General features: G+C 61.1%; 17 protein-coding genes. 10 read left to right on the top strand and 7 right to left on the bottom strand.

Annotation, left to right across the window (positions count from 1 at the left end):
- Positions 1 to 40: 40 nt before the first annotated feature.
- On the top strand, positions 41 to 730 hold the full coding sequence (locus OIU37_RS29450) for an HAD family phosphatase (RefSeq protein ID WP_182209146.1): 690 nt from the start codon (positions 41 to 43) through the stop codon (positions 728 to 730).
- On the top strand, positions 730 to 2313 hold the full coding sequence (locus OIU37_RS29455; protein ID WP_264259457.1) for an FGGY-family carbohydrate kinase: 1584 nt from the start codon (positions 730 to 732) through the stop codon (positions 2311 to 2313). The genes OIU37_RS29450 and OIU37_RS29455 overlap by 1 nt, the downstream gene beginning before the upstream one ends.
- Before the next feature lie 53 nt (positions 2314 to 2366).
- On the opposite strand, the gene OIU37_RS29460 is transcribed toward OIU37_RS29455, so the two are convergent.
- Complete coding sequence (locus tag OIU37_RS29460; protein ID WP_171605697.1) at positions 2367 to 3221, bottom strand: MurR/RpiR family transcriptional regulator; 855 nt, start codon at positions 3219 to 3221, stop codon at positions 2367 to 2369.
- Positions 3222 to 3456: 235 nt separating this feature from the next.
- Here OIU37_RS29460 and OIU37_RS29465 point away from each other — a divergent pair, with 235 nt between their 5' ends.
- Entirely contained in the window at positions 3457 to 4170 is a 714-nt protein-coding gene (locus tag OIU37_RS29465) for a sulfate transporter family protein (protein ID WP_182209148.1), read from the top strand.
- Positions 4171 to 4178: 8 nt separating this feature from the next.
- Here the strand turns inward: OIU37_RS29465 and OIU37_RS29470 are convergent, their stop codons facing one another.
- Positions 4179 to 4604: a VOC family protein gene (locus tag OIU37_RS29470; RefSeq protein WP_182209149.1), complete on the bottom strand. Its 426-nt coding sequence runs from the start codon at positions 4602 to 4604 to the stop codon at positions 4179 to 4181.
- An 85-nt stretch (positions 4605 to 4689) separates the two neighbouring features.
- Between OIU37_RS29470 and OIU37_RS29475 the strand changes: the two genes are divergently transcribed.
- Positions 4690 to 5268 carry a TetR/AcrR family transcriptional regulator gene (locus tag OIU37_RS29475; RefSeq protein WP_264259458.1) on the top strand — a complete coding sequence of 193 codons (579 nt, stop codon included), beginning with the start codon at positions 4690 to 4692 and terminating at the stop codon, positions 5266 to 5268.
- Here OIU37_RS29475 and nth read toward each other — a convergent pair.
- On the bottom strand, positions 5233 to 6039 hold the full coding sequence (gene nth / locus OIU37_RS29480; protein WP_182209151.1) for an endonuclease III: 807 nt from the start codon (positions 6037 to 6039) through the stop codon (positions 5233 to 5235). The two genes, OIU37_RS29475 and nth, sit on opposite strands and share 36 nt — an antisense overlap.
- Between nth and OIU37_RS29485 the strand changes: the two genes are divergently transcribed.
- Both OIU37_RS29485 and OIU37_RS29490 read left to right on the top strand, forming a co-directional pair.
- On the top strand, positions 6038 to 6535 hold the full coding sequence (locus OIU37_RS29485) for a DUF2244 domain-containing protein (RefSeq protein ID WP_182209152.1): 498 nt from the start codon (positions 6038 to 6040) through the stop codon (positions 6533 to 6535). The two genes, nth and OIU37_RS29485, sit on opposite strands and share 2 nt — an antisense overlap.
- A 202-nt stretch (positions 6536 to 6737) precedes the next feature.
- Positions 6738 to 7610 (top strand): methylated-DNA--[protein]-cysteine S-methyltransferase, encoded by an 873-nt coding sequence (locus OIU37_RS29490; RefSeq protein ID WP_012759061.1) that lies wholly within the window; start codon positions 6738 to 6740, stop codon positions 7608 to 7610.
- Between the two features lie 36 nt (positions 7611 to 7646).
- Here OIU37_RS29490 and OIU37_RS29495 read toward each other — a convergent pair whose 3' ends face one another.
- Complete coding sequence (locus OIU37_RS29495) at positions 7647 to 8672, bottom strand: sugar-binding transcriptional regulator (protein ID WP_264259460.1); 1026 nt, start codon at positions 8670 to 8672, stop codon at positions 7647 to 7649.
- A 426-nt stretch (positions 8673 to 9098) separates the two neighbouring features.
- On the opposite strand from OIU37_RS29495, the gene tal reads away from it, so the two are divergent.
- From tal to OIU37_RS29510, 3 genes are all read left to right on the top strand, one after another.
- On the top strand, positions 9099 to 10064 hold the full coding sequence (tal, locus tag OIU37_RS29500) for a transaldolase (RefSeq protein ID WP_171605703.1): 966 nt from the start codon (positions 9099 to 9101) through the stop codon (positions 10062 to 10064).
- A gap of 445 nt (positions 10065 to 10509) precedes the next feature.
- The gene (locus OIU37_RS29505) at positions 10510 to 11178 is read left to right on the top strand and encodes a DUF1345 domain-containing protein (protein WP_264259462.1); all 669 of its coding nucleotides are present in this window, start codon (positions 10510 to 10512) and stop codon (positions 11176 to 11178) included.
- An 82-nt stretch (positions 11179 to 11260) separates the two neighbouring features.
- A complete protein-coding gene (locus OIU37_RS29510) occupies positions 11261 to 11710 on the top strand; it encodes a DoxX family protein (protein WP_171605442.1) in 450 nt (149 codons plus the stop codon).
- A gap of 175 nt (positions 11711 to 11885) precedes the next feature.
- Here OIU37_RS29510 and OIU37_RS29515 read toward each other — a convergent pair whose 3' ends face one another.
- Positions 11886 to 12059: a DUF1328 domain-containing protein gene (locus OIU37_RS29515; protein ID WP_003552965.1), complete on the bottom strand. Its 174-nt coding sequence runs from the start codon at positions 12057 to 12059 to the stop codon at positions 11886 to 11888.
- A 167-nt stretch (positions 12060 to 12226) separates the two neighbouring features.
- Between OIU37_RS29515 and OIU37_RS29520 the strand changes: the two genes are divergently transcribed.
- Positions 12227 to 12496, top strand: a complete 270-nt coding sequence (locus OIU37_RS29520) for a hypothetical protein (RefSeq protein ID WP_264259471.1) — start codon at positions 12227 to 12229, stop codon at positions 12494 to 12496.
- Between the two features lie 76 nt (positions 12497 to 12572).
- On the opposite strand, the gene OIU37_RS29525 is transcribed toward OIU37_RS29520, so the two are convergent.
- Positions 12573 to 13679, bottom strand: coding sequence for a helix-turn-helix transcriptional regulator (locus tag OIU37_RS29525; RefSeq protein WP_180696212.1), 1107 nt, complete (start codon positions 13677 to 13679; stop codon positions 12573 to 12575).
- Positions 13680 to 13878: 199 nt separating this feature from the next.
- Positions 13879 to 15306, bottom strand: coding sequence for a gamma-aminobutyraldehyde dehydrogenase (locus OIU37_RS29530; protein WP_264259472.1), 1428 nt, complete (start codon positions 15304 to 15306; stop codon positions 13879 to 13881).
- Between the last annotated feature and the right edge of the window lie 10 nt (positions 15307 to 15316).

The raw sequence follows: 15316 nt of genomic DNA on the forward strand, positions 1-15316 counted from the left end.
GACGGTAACGCGTCCGAATTGAACTCAGGTTGGGTCTTCCATGGCTGATGCTGAAACACGGCTGGTCATCTTCGATTGCGATGGGGTACTCGTCGACAGCGAGCCGATCTCGATCAGCGTGCTCGTCGGGGCGATGAACGATCTCGGCGTCTCGATCACCGAGGACCAGGCTTATGAGCGTTTTCTCGGCCGCAGCCTGTCGACCCTCATCGATACGCTGGAAACCGAATTCAACGTCCATGCCGACGAGGAATTCCTCGAGCGTATCCGCATCGAACTCTACGCCCGTTTTCGCACGGAACTGAAGCCGATCGACGGTATCGCCGCGGCGATCGATGGGCTTGGCATTCGCTGCTGCGTTGCCTCCTCCAGCCAGATGGAACGAATCCGGTTGTCACTGTCGGTGACCGGGCTTCTCGACAAGCTGCCCGACATCTTCAGCGCAACGATGGTCAAGCGCGGCAAACCGGCGCCCGATCTGTTCCTGCATGCGGCGCGTGAAATGCAGGTCGAGCCGGCTCATTGCCTTGTCGTCGAAGACAGCCCGGCCGGCATTGCCGCCGCCAAGGCGGCAGGCATGACGGTCTTTGCCTTCACCGGCGGATCACACGCCAATTTCGCCGGATACCGTGCCGAACTCGACCGCCTCTCGCCGGAAGTGGTGTTTGACGCCATGCCGGATTTGATACACCTTGTCCGCAACCATAAGCTGGACGGGACCAAGACTTGATGCGTGATCATGTGGTTGCGGTGGATATCGGCACGGGCAGCGCGCGCGCCGGCGTCTTCGATGCACGCGGCCGTCTGCTCGCCAAGGCCGAGCATCCGATCGTGATGAACCGGCCGCGCGAAAACCATGCCGAGCACGATTCCGAAGACATCTGGTCGGCCGCCTGCACGGCAGTGCGCAGGGCGATGGAGCAATCCGGCATCGCCGCCGCCTCGGTCGGAGCGATCGGCTTCGACGCCACCTGTTCGCTCGTCGTCCGGGACCTCGAGGGCCGGCAGCTCAGCGTTTCCACAGGCGGCGAGAGGCGTTTCGACACGATCGTCTGGCTCGATCACCGGGCGCTGAAGGAAGCCGATTTCTGCACGGCGACGGGGCACAGGGTGCTCGAACATTCCGGCCACGTGATGTCGCCGGAAATGGAAATGCCGAAGCTGATGTGGCTGAAGAAAAAGCTGCCCGCCACATGGGAAAAGGCCGGCTACTTCTTCGATCTCGCCGATTTTTTGACGTGGAAATCGACCGGATCGCCCGCCCGTTCGCGCTGCACCCTGACGGCGAAATGGAACTATCTCGCCCATCTTGAAAAGGGCTGGCAGCAGGACTTCCTGGAGCAGATCGGCCTCGAGGACCTTCAGGCGCGCGGCCACCTGCCGGATGAGACCACGCCTGTCGGAGACAGCGTCGGCCGGCTGACCGAGCAAGCGGCGGAAGCGCTGGGGCTGACTGTGGACTGCTGTGTCGCTGCCGGGATGATCGACGCCTATGCCGGCGCACTCGGCGCGCTCGGCGGCTATGCCGCAGATCCTGTCAAACGCGAGCACCAACTGGCGCTGATTGCCGGCACGTCGAGCTGCATCGTTACCTTCTCGCGGGAGCGCAAGCCGAGCCATGGCATGTGGGGTCCCTATTACGAGGCTGTCTTCCCGCAATCCTGGCTGGTGGAGGCCGGGCAATCGGCGACCGGCGCGCTGCTCGACCATATCGTGCGCATGCATGCGGCCGGCGGTGAGCCGACGGCGGCGCTGCATCAGAGGATCGTCGCGCGCATCGCCGAATTGCGGGCCGAGGAGGGGGATGCCTTCGGTGCGCGGATCTTCGTGCTGCCGGATTTCCATGGCAACCGCTCGCCGCTCGCCGATCCGCATGCGGTCGGCGTCGTCAGCGGGCTGACGCTCGATACGTCCTTCGATGGGCTCTGCGCGCTCTATTGGCGCTCTGCGGTGGGGATTGCGCTCGGCATCCGCCATATCCTGGAAATGATGAAGGAATACGGCTACATGCCCAATACGCTGCATATCGCTGGCGGGCATGTGAAAAACCCGGTGCTGATGGAGCTTTATAGCGATGCGACCGGCTGCAAGGTCGTGGTGCCGAAGATGAACGAGGCAGTGCTGCTCGGCACGGCGATCGCAGCCTCCGTCGCCTGCGGCTTGTACAAGGATCTGGCGGCGGCCGGCGCGGCGATGTATCCGGGCGCCGACGAACGGCTTCCCGACCAGGCGAAGCAGGCGCTCTACGACCGCGACTACCGCCGACTTCTCGCCATGCACCGGCACCGCGCCGAATTGGAAACGATGCAATAGAGCGCCGCTCTAAGGACGCTCCATCACTTTGAATCTGCGCATAACCTTTTAAATTAGTGATTCGCCGTCTCGCCGAGGACGGTTGCGAATTCCATCATGCGGCGGCGGCGAAGGGCCGCCTCTTCTCCGACTTGGAGGATGACGGATTCCGACAGGCAATCGAGCAGTGCGATCAGCGGCGGAAGATTGTCGAGATCGGGGGCGCGAGCGGGCGGCAGAGGCAGCATGACGTTCGACTGGTCCGCCATCCAGTCCGCTTGCTGCGGTGAAATGAGCACGACCTTATAGCCGTAGCGCCGCGCCGTCCGAGCAAGCAGCCGCGCCTTGGCGAAGCGACGACAGTCAATGATGACAAGCAGCGCGTCGTCGACCGCCAGCCGGGCGAAGAGTTCCGCAAAACGGTTGTCGGCGGCGTCGAGTGTGCGCACGCCGTCGCGGGCTTGCGTCAGCCGCTGGCAGAAGTGATTGGCCAGGCTTGCGAGCCGCGCATGCGTGGCGATCGACACTTCGCGGGCCGTGCTGATCAAGCCGACGGCTTCCGACCAGTTCGGCTGCGCCGTCAGATGATAGATATGATGGAGGGCCTGGATCTGTTCGGCAACCAGCACGGCGAGCGGTTTGCCCTCCGCGGCGTCGGCATGCAGCTCGCTCATGGCGCTCTGCAACTGCGCCGGCGATGTCGTGACGGTCTCGCGAATCTCCACCTTGACGCTGTCCAATCCCTGATAACCGAGCGCGCGCAGGAAGCGCCCGACGGTCATCGGCGAGAGATCCAGCCTGTCGGCAACGGACGCAGCCGTCTCGAACGGCAGGTCGTTCAGATGTTCGGTGAAATATTTCGCGATACGGCGCTCGGCCGGTGTGCCGGTTTTTGCGTATTGCCTGAGTTTTTGCACAAAGTCTTCCACGTTAGCCTCCCCGTCTTCCTCAGAGGCGTTCCGTGGATGCGCTGTTGCGACCCCTTGTCTTTGCAACTATTTCGGAAGCTGCTTCTCAGGCCCGTGCGTATTTCATATATGCCACAATATTATATTAGTATTTAGTTTTCGACAAGTTTTCTATTACTGAATGCAATTTTTATTCTCTCTTGTCGGTGGCCTGCATCTTTCCTACATCTTCGGCGCAACCGGAGACGCCTGAGACATGATTCTTGACGCCGCTCGACTTTCGCTCGCCAATCTGTTCGCATCGGAAACACGTTCTGTCTTCTGGAAGGTGCTGGGTCTGACGATCCTCGTGCTCGTCGGCCTCTGGTTCGCGCTGCGCGGGGCCTTCATGGCCTTTCTCTTTCCCTGGCTCACAAGCTTCTTTCCCGATATGCCGGATTGGGCGGGGTGGTTCGCTCTCATCTTCGCGATCCTTGCCGGTATCGGCCTTGCCCTCATGCTGGCCTTACTGCTGTCGCCGGTCACAGCGCTGATCGCCGGCCTGTTTCTCGACGACGTCGCCGATGTCATCGAAAAGCGCGACTATCCCAAGGACGCGCCGGGCACCGCCATGCCGCTCGGTCCGGCGATGGCAAGCTCGATCAAGTTCCTCGGTGTGGTGATCCTCGGCAATATCGTGGCATTGCTGCTGCTGTTCATCCCCGGCGTCAATCTGGTGGCGTTCTTTCTGGTGAACGGCTATCTGCTCGGACGGGAATTCTTCGAATTCGCCGCCATGCGCTTCCGTTCGCCGGATGAGGCGCGGCTCTTTCGCGCCAAGCATGCCTCCACCGTCTTTCTCGGCGGGCTGATGATCGCCCTTTTTCTGGCGATCCCGATCGTCAATCTTCTGACGCCGCTTTTTGCCGCCGGCATGATGGTGCATCTGCACAAGCTGATTTCCGCTAAGGATCCCGGTTTGCGCGCCTAGACTAAAGCTCAGCCGGGCAGGGCGGAGGCGTCGTACATCGCCGCAAATTCGGCGCTCGGCGGGATCGGCTTGATGATGTCGATCAGTACGCCGTTCGGATCGGCAGTGATGAAATGCCGCTGGCCGAAATCCTCGTCGCGGATTTCTCTCAGAATTGGCAGGCCGGCGTTCCTGCAGGCGGCATAGATCGCATCGACATCGGCGACCTCGAAATTGAGGAGCAGGCCGGACACCCTGCCGCGGGCTATGGCCGGGATGGTCTCGTGGCTGCCGTCAAGGATGGCAAGCGCGATATGCTCCTCCTCTGCCGATTGCAGGTGAACATACCAGTCGCTTTCGAACAGAGCTTTGAAGCCGAAATGCGTGCAATAGAAGCTGGCGGTGCCGGCAACGTCGTCGGTCATGATGACGGGATAATAGCTCGTCGATTTCATCTCTTTTTCCTCCTTTTTTGTTTACATACAATCTGTATGTTTTTGTCTATTAACATACATTCTGTTTGTATGTAAAGAGATATGCATGAGCCGCAGCAATCGCGAGAGAACGGAGCAGACGAGACAGGCACTGATCGATGCCGGTCGGCGTCTCTTCGTCGAGAAAGGTTATGCCGAAACCGCGACGCCGGAGATCGTCGCGGCGGCGGGAGTGACGCGTGGCGCGCTCTACCATCATTTTGAAGACAAGAAGGCGCTTTTTCGGGCGGTTATCGAATGCGAGGCGCGCGCGGTGGCCGCGGCGATCGAGGCGCGCTCGGCGTCCTGCGACGCGCCGCGTGCCATGCTGATTGCCGGTGCCTCGGCCTATTTCGATGCGATGATGGCGCCAGGGCGCACGCGGCTGCTGCTGATCGAGGCACCTGCGGTTCTCGGTCCGCTGGCGAGTGCGGCGATCGATGCAGAGAATGCGGAAGCGACGCTGCGGGCAGGGCTGGCAGCGATGCTTCCGGAGGCCGGCGCTATGCTCGAACCGCTGTCGTCGCTGCTATCGGCGGCCTTCGATCGCGCGGCGATCGCGATCGAGACAGGCGCTAAAAGGCGGCATTACGAGCAGGCGATCGCTGTCCTACTCGACGGCCTCGCCGATCACTTGCGGCGGTAGCTCGACCAGCGGCGCCGGCACATCCCAACTCTTCTCCGGCGATTTGCAGAGATCGGCGATGATACAGCGCTCGCATTCGGGCCGGCGCGCCTTGCAGGTGTAGCGACCGTGCAGGATCAGCCAGTGATGGGCGTGATAGAGGTAGTGGTTCGGGATCACCTTCATCAACCGCGCCTCGACCTCGTCTGGCGTCTTGCCGGGGGCAAGCCTGATGCGATTGGCGATGCGGAAAATGTGCGTGTCGACGGCCATCGTCGCCTGGCTGAAGGCCATGGAAAGCACGACATTGGCGGTCTTGCGGCCGACGCCCGGCAATTTCACCAGTTCGTCGCGCGTTTCCGGCACCTTGCCGCCGAATTGGTCGACCAGCATCTGCGAGAGCGCGATGACGTTTTTCGCCTTGTTGCGGTAGAGGCCGATCGTCCTGATATAGTCGCGCAGCCGCTCTTCGCCGAGATCGAGCATCTTTTCCGGCGTATCGGCAACCTTGAAGAGCGCGCGCGTCGCCTTGTTGACGCCAACATCGGTCGCTTGCGCCGAAAGTGCCACGGCGACGACAAGCGTGAAGGGGTTGGTGTGCTCGAGTTCGCCTCTCGGTTCCGGCCGCTGCACCGAGAAGCGGCGGAAGATCTCCTCACGCTCGGCCAGCGAATAGGCCGTGCGCACCGCTGCCGACGGTTTGCGGCGGGCGATCACATTCTCGTCCTGCGGCGTCTTGGTAACGGATTTGAGTTTCGGATTCGCCATGGAAACTCTATAATCGGCAGCCATGATGGAAAGCAACGCCGACAGCTTCAATGAGCAGCCTGTTTTCGCTGCCGAGCTCTTTCCCCACCGGTCGCTCGGCCGCCGGGGCTTCAAGGTGCTGCTTGCCCTATCCGGTGCCGTCTGCTTGTTTTACGGCACGTTCTTCATCGCGACGGGGGCCTGGCCGATCGGCTTGTTCTTCGGACTGGATTTCGTGCTTCTCTATGGCGCCTTCTGGCTGAATTACCGCTCCGGGAAAGCGCGCGAACAGGTGACGGTATCGCGCACGGACGTGTCGGTGCGCAAGTTTGCGCCCTCGGGACGGATGGTGGAACATCATTTCAATCCGTTCTGGACGCGCTTCCTCGTTCGCCGGCACCAGGAGATCGGCATCCTTTCCATGCATATCTTCGGCGAAGGCCGGCGCACGGATATCGGCTCCTTCCTCAATCCCGAAGATCGCGAAAGCTTCGCCAAGGCCTTCAAGGGAGCGCTGGCGACGGTCAAGCAGCGGATCTGAGCTAGAGCGGTTCAGCTTTTCACGGAGGCGCAGAACCGCTCCAGCTTTTGTTTTTACGCAATTCCCGGCAAAAGCGCTTCGCACTTTGCCTGGGAAAACCGCTTCGCACTTGTCCTGGCATTGCTCCATCCGGCGGCTACGCAAGAATCGGGTGGTTTGCTCACCGCCTATTGACTATCTCCTGGTTACAAGGAGAAAGACGATGAATATGATCGCCAACCTGCAGACAGACATCACGCCTGACGGCCCTGATTATGACATTGTCCGTCGGGTGATCGAACTCATCACCGAGGATTACCGCGACCAGCCGTCGCTGGAGGCGATCGCGGCGCGGCTCAACCAGTCGCCAACGCAGCTGCAGAAGACCTTCACCCGCTGGGCCGGGCTGTCGCCCAAAGGCTTCCTGCAAGCGGTGACGCTCGACCACGCCAAGCGGCTGCTGCGCAAGGAAGACATGCCGCTGCTCGAGACCTCGATCGAGGTCGGCCTTTCCGGGCCGAGCCGCCTGCATGACCTTTTCGTCACCCATGAGGCTATGTCGCCCGGCGAATGGAAGGCCAAGGGCGGTGGTCTCATCATCCGCTACGGCTTCCACATCTGCCCCTTCGGCGTGGCGCTGATCATGGTGACGGACCGCGGCCTTGCCGGCCTTGCCTTCAGCGATTCCGGCGACGAGAGGGCCTGCCTCGAGGATATGACCTGCCGCTGGCCGAACGCCGAATATGTCGAAGACCTGCAGGCGACGGTTCCCTACGCCGCCCGCATCTTCGAACCCGGCAAATGGTCCTCCGATCAGCCGCTGCGCGTCGTGCTGATCGGCACGGACTTCCAGGTGCGCGTCTGGCAGAGCCTGCTGAAAATCCCGTTCGGCAAGGCCGTCACCTATTCCGATATCGCCAACGATATCGGCAGCCCGACGGCGCAGCGCGCCGTGGGCGCGGCGGTCGGGGCAAACCCGATCTCCTTCGTGGTGCCCTGCCATCGGGCGCTCGGCAAGAATGGAGCGCTGACGGGCTACCATTGGGGCCTCACCCGCAAGCGGGCGATGCTCGGCTGGGAATCGGCGCACGCCTGAGGGGTTTCCTGGGCGGAGCGGCGGGTCGTTCGCCGCTTATCGCTCTGCCACTTCTCTGTGCTGCGGAGAAATGGCAGACGGTGACGTCTCGGCCAGTTCCAGTAACGCCCGGGCAGCACTTTCATCGGTGATCAGCGTGTTGCAGCCGATGCGCTTGATCGTCGCGCGAATGGCGACGGCTCGATGGGCGCCGCCGGAGGAGAGCACGATGTGCTTGGCCTCCTTCAGCGTGTCGAGATCGACGGACATCACGCGGCGATTGATCGAGTGGTCGACCGAATTGCCGTCCTTGTCGAGAAAGTTGAACATGGTGTCGCAGACGCAGCCGGCATCGATCAACTCCTGCAACTCTCCCTTCGAGATCCAGCCCTCCGACAGCGAGGTCGAATGCGGGCCGATATCGCCGCAGCTGACGATCGCCAGATCGAGGTTTTCGGCGAGGCGGTAGATCGTGTCCAGCCCGCACTTCTCGATCAGATTGCGCTTCGTCTCGATGGAATCGACGAGAAGCGGCGCCAGGAACATGTAGCACTCGGCGCCGAGCTGATTTGCCAGCCGCCATGTGTAATCGATTGGGTTCGTCTGATGCACGGCGACGATGCCGCCCAGCAGCGAGACGACCTTGCAATTGGCGCGCCGCGGCGGCCGGAAGCTCGACAGCGAGGCGGTCATGGTGCGGCCCCAGCCGACGCCGATGGTGTAGTCGTCCGGGATGGCTTCGGAGAGGAACCGGCCAAGCGCCAGGCCGACATTTTTAGCCAGCGAATTGACGTCGCCATTGACCGGCGCAGGGACGACGATCGCCTCGTCGAGGCCGTAGGCGCGTTCCAGCTTCACCGAAAGTTCAACGCAGTCGCCGATCGAATCGTTGATCCAGATCTGGACTTCGCTGCGCTTCATCGCCTCGTCGAGCAGACGGATCACCGTGGTACGACTGATGCCGAGCTGTTCGGCGACGTCCTTCTGGGTCAGGCCCTCGTTGTAATAGAGCCATGCCGCCCTTAGCCGTAGCGAGGATGCCTCCGAATAGGCCGTGTGCGTGCCGCGTTTGAGCTTGACCACATCTCCTCCGCACGATTTCCTGCCCTAGATCCCTCGTGGGATGAAAGGCCTTAGCGACGCTTTTGTTGCCGGGGATAATGACGGGTGTGACACTTATGTCAATTGAAATGCACAAATGTCCTTGACTTTTCGTAAGGCGAATGGCGATAGTCCGGGTGACACACGTCGTTCTTGTCCGTCCGAGGAGGACATAGTGCGGGCATGCCGAAAGTCACGACCGGCCTTCCAGCCGCAAGCGGCATCGCTTGCGTACGAACAGCCGTTCGTTCGCGGCCGGAACACGGCCACTGTCCTTCACGTTTATGAATCATCCGTGACGGATGCGCGCATTTTCGCCTGCAGCATACAAACAACCTGTCGGTAGATCACCTTTGCCCGGCGGAACTCGCGCCGGTCGCAGCCCAAGTTCAACAAGGATTATTGACCATGACATCCAAGCTTGACCAACTCCGCGAGATTACCACCGTGGTCGCCGATACCGGCGACATCGAGGCCGTCGCCCGCCTGAAGCCGGTCGATTGCACGACGAACCCGAGCATCGTGCTCAAGGCTCTCGGCACGCCGATGTTCGCCGACGCCATCAAGGAAGCCGTTACCTGGGGTAAGAAGCAGGGCGGCAATCCCGAAGCCGTTTCTTCCGCCGTCGCCGATCGTCTCGCCATTTCCGTCGGCGCAGCCCTGGTGAAGCTCGTCCCGGGCCGCGTCTCGACCGAAGTCGACGCCGATCTTTCCTTCGATACCGAGGCTTCGCTTGCCAAGGCGCGCGCGATCATCGCCGCTTACAAGGATCGCGGCATCGACCAGGACCGCATCCTCATCAAGCTCGCTTCCACCTGGGAAGGCATCCGCGCCGCGGAAGTGCTGCAGAAGGAAGGCATCGACTGCAACCTGACGCTTCTTTTCAGCAAAGCCCAGGCGATCGCTTGCGCCGACGCCAAAGTGTTCCTGATCTCGCCTTTCGTCGGCCGCATCCTCGACTGGTACAAGAAGTCGACGGGCAAGGACTACACTGCCGAGGAAGATCCGGGCGTCATCTCCGTCCGTGAAATCTACAACTACTACAAGGCGAACGACATCAAGACGATCGTCATGGGCGCCTCCTTCCGCAGCGCCGGCGAAATCGAAGCCCTTGCCGGCTGCGACCGCCTGACCATCAGCCCGAACCTGCTCGACGAACTCGCCAAGGATGACGGCAAGCTGGAGCGCAAGCTCTCGCCGGAGAGCCGCAAGCCGGATCCGAAGGTCTCCGTCGACGAGAAGACCTTCCGCTGGATGATGAACGAAGACGCGATGGCGACGGAAAAACTCGCCGAAGGCATCCGCGCCTTCGCCAAGGATCTCGGAACGTTGCGCACCATGGTGCAGAAGGAACTGCAGCTCGCCGCCGCCTGATAAGGCGCGGCATACAATTAGAGACTTTCCGGGTTAGATTGCAGCATTCTGTTGGCTCAAACGGAGTCGGATGGTCGACCGGCCGGCGCGTGTCGTAGCCCGGCTCTACGGCCAAGCCGGCCGGTCGAGCAGGCGGCCCGTTTCAGCCAACCCTCCCGCAGATTTGCCTGGCAAATCTGCAAGACTTAAAATCGCCGGACGCACTTGTCGCTTCGCATGGCGAAGCGGTGCGGCCGGTGGGCCGGGCATCTTTCCGCCAGGATCAAAGGCGATCGGCTCGGACGTACCTTGTGGATGCCCTTCGCCAATCGCCTTTGCCCTGACGAAAACCTGCTCCGGCAGAATGCTGCAATCTAACCCGGAAAGGCTCTAAAGGCGCGGCTGCCGGCTGGCAGGCGCGCCTTTTTCATGCTGTTATCAAGGGCATATGCTGTCGGAGACCGATATGGCGGGTGAGGAACGGGCAAATTCGCTTGCGGCATTTGTCTACAAGCATGCGAGCTTCATCATCGCCGTTGTTGCCGGACTGGTAGTCTTCTTGGCTCTCACCTCCCGCGAAGTCAGCGCCGGCAATATCTTGTTCGGCTGGAATGTCAGCGCCGGCGTTTTTGTCGCGCTCAGTTGGCGCAAAATGCTGCGGGCGACGGTTGAAAGCATCCGGAAACGCTCGGCGGATCTCGACTTCTCCGACACCGTCCTGCTGGCTCTGTCGATCGGTGCCGCACTTGCCAGCATTGCCGGTATCGGCCTCGAGCTTCATTCGATCAAGGAGGCCGCACCTGACGTCGCGCTGGCGAGGGCAGGTGTTGCGGTTCTGACGATCCTGATCTCCTGGATCTTCCTGCATACGCTCTTCACCATCCACTATGCCCATTATTTCTATGGCGGGGCGGACGAGGAGGGCGGGCTGAAGTTTCCCGACGGGATCGAAGAGCCCGGCTACTGGGATTTCCTCTATTTCTCCTTCACCATCGGTGTTGCCGCACAGACGGCGGATGTCGCGGTCAGTTCGACCAGCATGCGCAAGCTGACGCTGTTGCATGCCGTGCTGTCGTTCCTGTTCAATACGACGATCCTGGCGCTTGCGATCAATGTCGGGGCGAGCCTGCTATAATATGCGGTGCTCGCGGAGCTGCGAGGATCTGAGGAGCTGATTGCATGAGCGGGCCGAACCGCCTGCTCTTCAAACGGAGGGTATGATGGTAAGCGCCTCTAGCCGGCCCCGACTGGCCGATCTCGTTCTTCTCCTCGGCAGGCTTCTGCTGTCGCTGATCTTCCTGCACGAAGCTTGGACGCTCGCGGTAGATATCCCGGCGACCATCGACATTTTCGCAAAACTGGGGCTGTCGGCGCCGATGGCACTTGCCACCATCGCCCTACAGATCGGCGCCGGCCTTTCCGTCGCGGCAGGTTTCTTCACCCGGCTTGGCGCATTGGCACTGGCACTCTTCTGCCTGGCGACCGCCTTGCTCTTTCACACGAATTTTGCAAGCCAGAACGAACTGCTGCATTTCGAGAAGGACCTGGCGATTGCCGGCGGCATGTTCGTCCTGGCGGCTTCGGGTGCGGGATCGATATCGATCGACAAGCTGCTGAGAAAGCGAACAAACAGAATGCATCCCTGGCTCAGGGCGGTATTGTCGTGAATGCCCCCGAAATCGGAAGGTCTTCGGATGAAGAGGCAACCTGCGCGGCCAGGGGCGTGAACTGACCTCAAGCTAGAATGATGCCGCTGCGGTAGCGGAGCGACCACGGCAACGACGATATTGTCGCCAAACAGTCTGTTATCGGCGGCTTTGCTGAGCGCCCCCCAACAACCGCTCACAAGATCGCCTGGCCGGCCATCAGTGCGAGGACGAGGAAGATCAGGAAGATTACCAGCGCAATGCCGAAGAGAACGCGGGCGATCGTCGCGGTGGCGGCGGAGACGCCCGAGAAACCGAAGAAGCCGGCGATGATCGAAATTACGAAAAATATCAGGGCCCATTTCAGCATGACGTCATCCTTTGCGGTTGCCTGGGAAAGACGCGGCAACCGGGAAATTGTTCCAGTTCGGTTGCGATGGGATGGCGTACTCTTGGAGAAAGGCGGGTCATTTCAAAGCCCGTACGATCCGTTTCAAGGGACTATCGATTTGCCCCATCGATGAAAGCTCCGCCATCATGCGAGCTTTTCTGGACCAGCATACAATCTCCGCTTATTTCGAAGTGCTGTCGGGAGACAATGTCATCGTCATCGGCATGGCTGCTACCGGCCTTGTCAGCGAGCTGCGCGGCAAGGCGATCGCCGTCGCGTCGAATTTCGTCGCCAAGCTGCTCCACCGCTTCAGGTGGATCGGCTGGATCGGCCTTGTGGTCATCGTCTATGTCGCGCTCGACATGGTCTGGAGCGGCGGCGGGCAATTGCTGGCGCTTTACGGCCACACGGCTTGAGGTCCGCTTCGCTTTATCTTTCTGTTTTTGCGGAATTCCGGAGGCAAAACCGCTGCGCACTTTTACGCGACATGCTTTAGATCTTCAGGCCGAAGAGAAGCGAGATCAGCTGCGACTGGCGCTGCGTTCCGGTCTTGGAGAGCACTTTCTTGACGTAGCCGCGCGCCGTTTCGTAGGTCAGGCCACAGATCTCGGCGATCTGGCGAGGGGAGGAGCCTTCCATCAGCAGGCGTGCGACGGTCGCCTCCTGCGGCGTCAGGGCGAAGAGCCGACGGAGAAGATCGCCGTCCGCTCTTGCGCGTTCGGAAAGGTCGGTAACGATTGCAACGGCGTGAGAATGGGCGAAGAGATCCGCCGGCAGGCCTCGCAGGAGCTGGGCACGAATGACGAGCGGTGCCTTGCCGGGGCGTGAGAAGAGCACCGGCGTCGACACGGCAGGACTGAGGAAGGTGTCGCCGCCGAGAACCGCCTTCAGATGCCGCCGCAGCAAGCCAGTCTCCTCCTGGCTGCCGGAAACGAGTTCGCGATCGACGATGCGGATATCGCCGTCGAGCAATCGTTCGGCGCGATTGTTCAGATGGCTGACGCGGCCGGTGCGGTCGAAGAAGACCGAGGCGGTGCCGCTGAGCTCGAAGGCCTCGCTCATGCCTTCGATCTTTGCGGTTTGCAGCGAGCGGATGATCTCGGCCGAGGCAGTCAGTTTCGATCGCATGGCAAGCAGGATCCGCTCCTCCTCCCGGTCGAAGGGATGATCGTCGACGCGGCGCTGCAGGTTGAGGCTGAGCAGCGTATCGCCCGAGGTAAAGCCGATCATCGCGGAATAACGCAGACCAAAGCGGGCGAGGAATTCGGTGTAGAATTCCTGGCGCCGGAACTCTTCTTCCGAGGCGATATCGTGCTCGATGATGACACCCTTGGCAAGCGCGATCGGAAGCCCGCGCTCGCGGAAATCCCGCTTGTGCCAACCTTCGGCGAAATAGACGTCGAAGGCTTCAAGCAGGTTGGGTGTTGTCAGGAAACCTGGAGAAAACTTACCGACCGCCGGCATGATGTGGGCGCCTGCAGAGCCAGTCGCCCGAGAGATCGCTTCCAGCGTGCCGGCCCATCTTTCCGGGACGAGGGCGGATTCCAGCAATCCGTCCATGGCCTTTTCGAGCTCGGAGATATCGATGCGCGTCGCCATGAACAAAGACTGCCTTAACCGAAGCTACTGCCGACCCGGCTTTCGAGCCGGAGGTCGACTATGGAGTGCCCGTATTGCCGCAACAATAAAATAAGACAATAGCAGGCGATATTTATCAGCTGAGTGTTCCGTTTCAACAACAGTCGCCTGGTTGCTATCCGCGCGCCTTATACCCACGGAATATCTGCCTTTTCGTCTATCAGCCGTGATTGATCATCACGTGGCGTACGGCGGTATAGTCCTCCAGCGCGTAGACCGACATGTCCTTGCCGTAACCCGACTGTTTGAGGCCGCCATGCGGCATCTCGTTGACCAGCATGAAATGTGTGTTGATCCAGGTGCAGCCATATTGCAGGCGGGCGGCTGTCTTCATGCCGCGGCCGATATCTTTGGTCCAGACAGAGGAGGCCAGGCCGTAGTCGCTATCGTTTGCCCAGGCAACGGCTTCGTCGGCATCGGTAAAGCGGGTGACCGAGACGACCGGGCCGAAGACCTCGCGGCGGACGATCTCGTCGTCTTGCAGGGCGCCCGCGATGACAGTCGGCGTGAAGAAGAAGCCCTTGTCGCCGGAGACCTCGCCGCCGGCAGTGATCTCCATGTGCTTGTGTTCGGAAGCGCGGGCGACGAAGCTTTCGACGCGGTCGCGCTGGCGCTTGGAGATCAGCGGCCCGATCTCGTTTTCGGTATCGTCGGCCTGGTTGAAGCGGATGCTCGAGACGGCCGAGGAGAGATCGGCGACGAAATTGTCGTAGACCCTGGCATCGGCATAGATGCGGCAGGCAGCGGTGCAGTCCTGGCCGGCATTGTAATAGCCGAAGGTGCGGATGCCTGCGACGACCGCATCAATATCGGCATCGTCGAACACGATGACCGGGGCCTTGCCGCCGAGTTCCAAGTGGGTGCGCTTGACCGTCTTGGCAGCGGCCTGCAGCACCTTCTTGCCGGTGGCGATATCGCCGGTGATCGAGACCATCCCGATCTTGGCGTGATTGATCAGGGCGTTGCCGACACTTTCACCACGGCCGAGGATGACGTTGACGACGCCTTCGGGAAGGATTTCGGAGAGCAGCTTCGCCATCTTCAGCGACGTCAGCGGCGTCTGCTCCGAAGGCTTGAAGACGACGGTATTGCCGCCGGCGATCGCCGGCGCCAGCTTCCAGGCCATCATCATCAGCGGATAGTTCCACGGTGCGATCGAGCCGACGATGCCGATCGGATCGCGGCGGATCATCGAGGTGTGGCCGGGCAGATATTCGCCCGCCGCCGGTGCGTGCAGGTTGCGCACGGCGCCGGCGAAGAAGCGATAACAATCGACGATCGACGGGATCTCGTCGTTCAGCACGGCATTGATAGGCTTGCCGCAGTTCAAAGCCTCCAATGTGGCGAAGCCTGTGGCGTCCTTCTCGATCGCATCGGCGATCTTCAATAGGTAGCCGGAACGTTCGCCCGGCGTCGTCTGCGACCAGCTTGTAAAGGCTTTTTCGGCGGCATCGACGGCGGCGTCGACCTGGGTGAGGGAGGCTTCGGCAAGGTCAATCACCGTCTCGCCCGTCTTCGGGTTCAAGATGTGCTCTTCCGTCTCCGTGCCTTTTTCGAAGCGGGAACCGATCAGCATTTGGATATCCATGATGTTCTCC

Source organism: Rhizobium sp. BT-226 (assembly GCF_025847085.2).
GTDB classification, from domain to species: domain Bacteria; phylum Pseudomonadota; class Alphaproteobacteria; order Rhizobiales; family Rhizobiaceae; genus Rhizobium; species Rhizobium sophorae.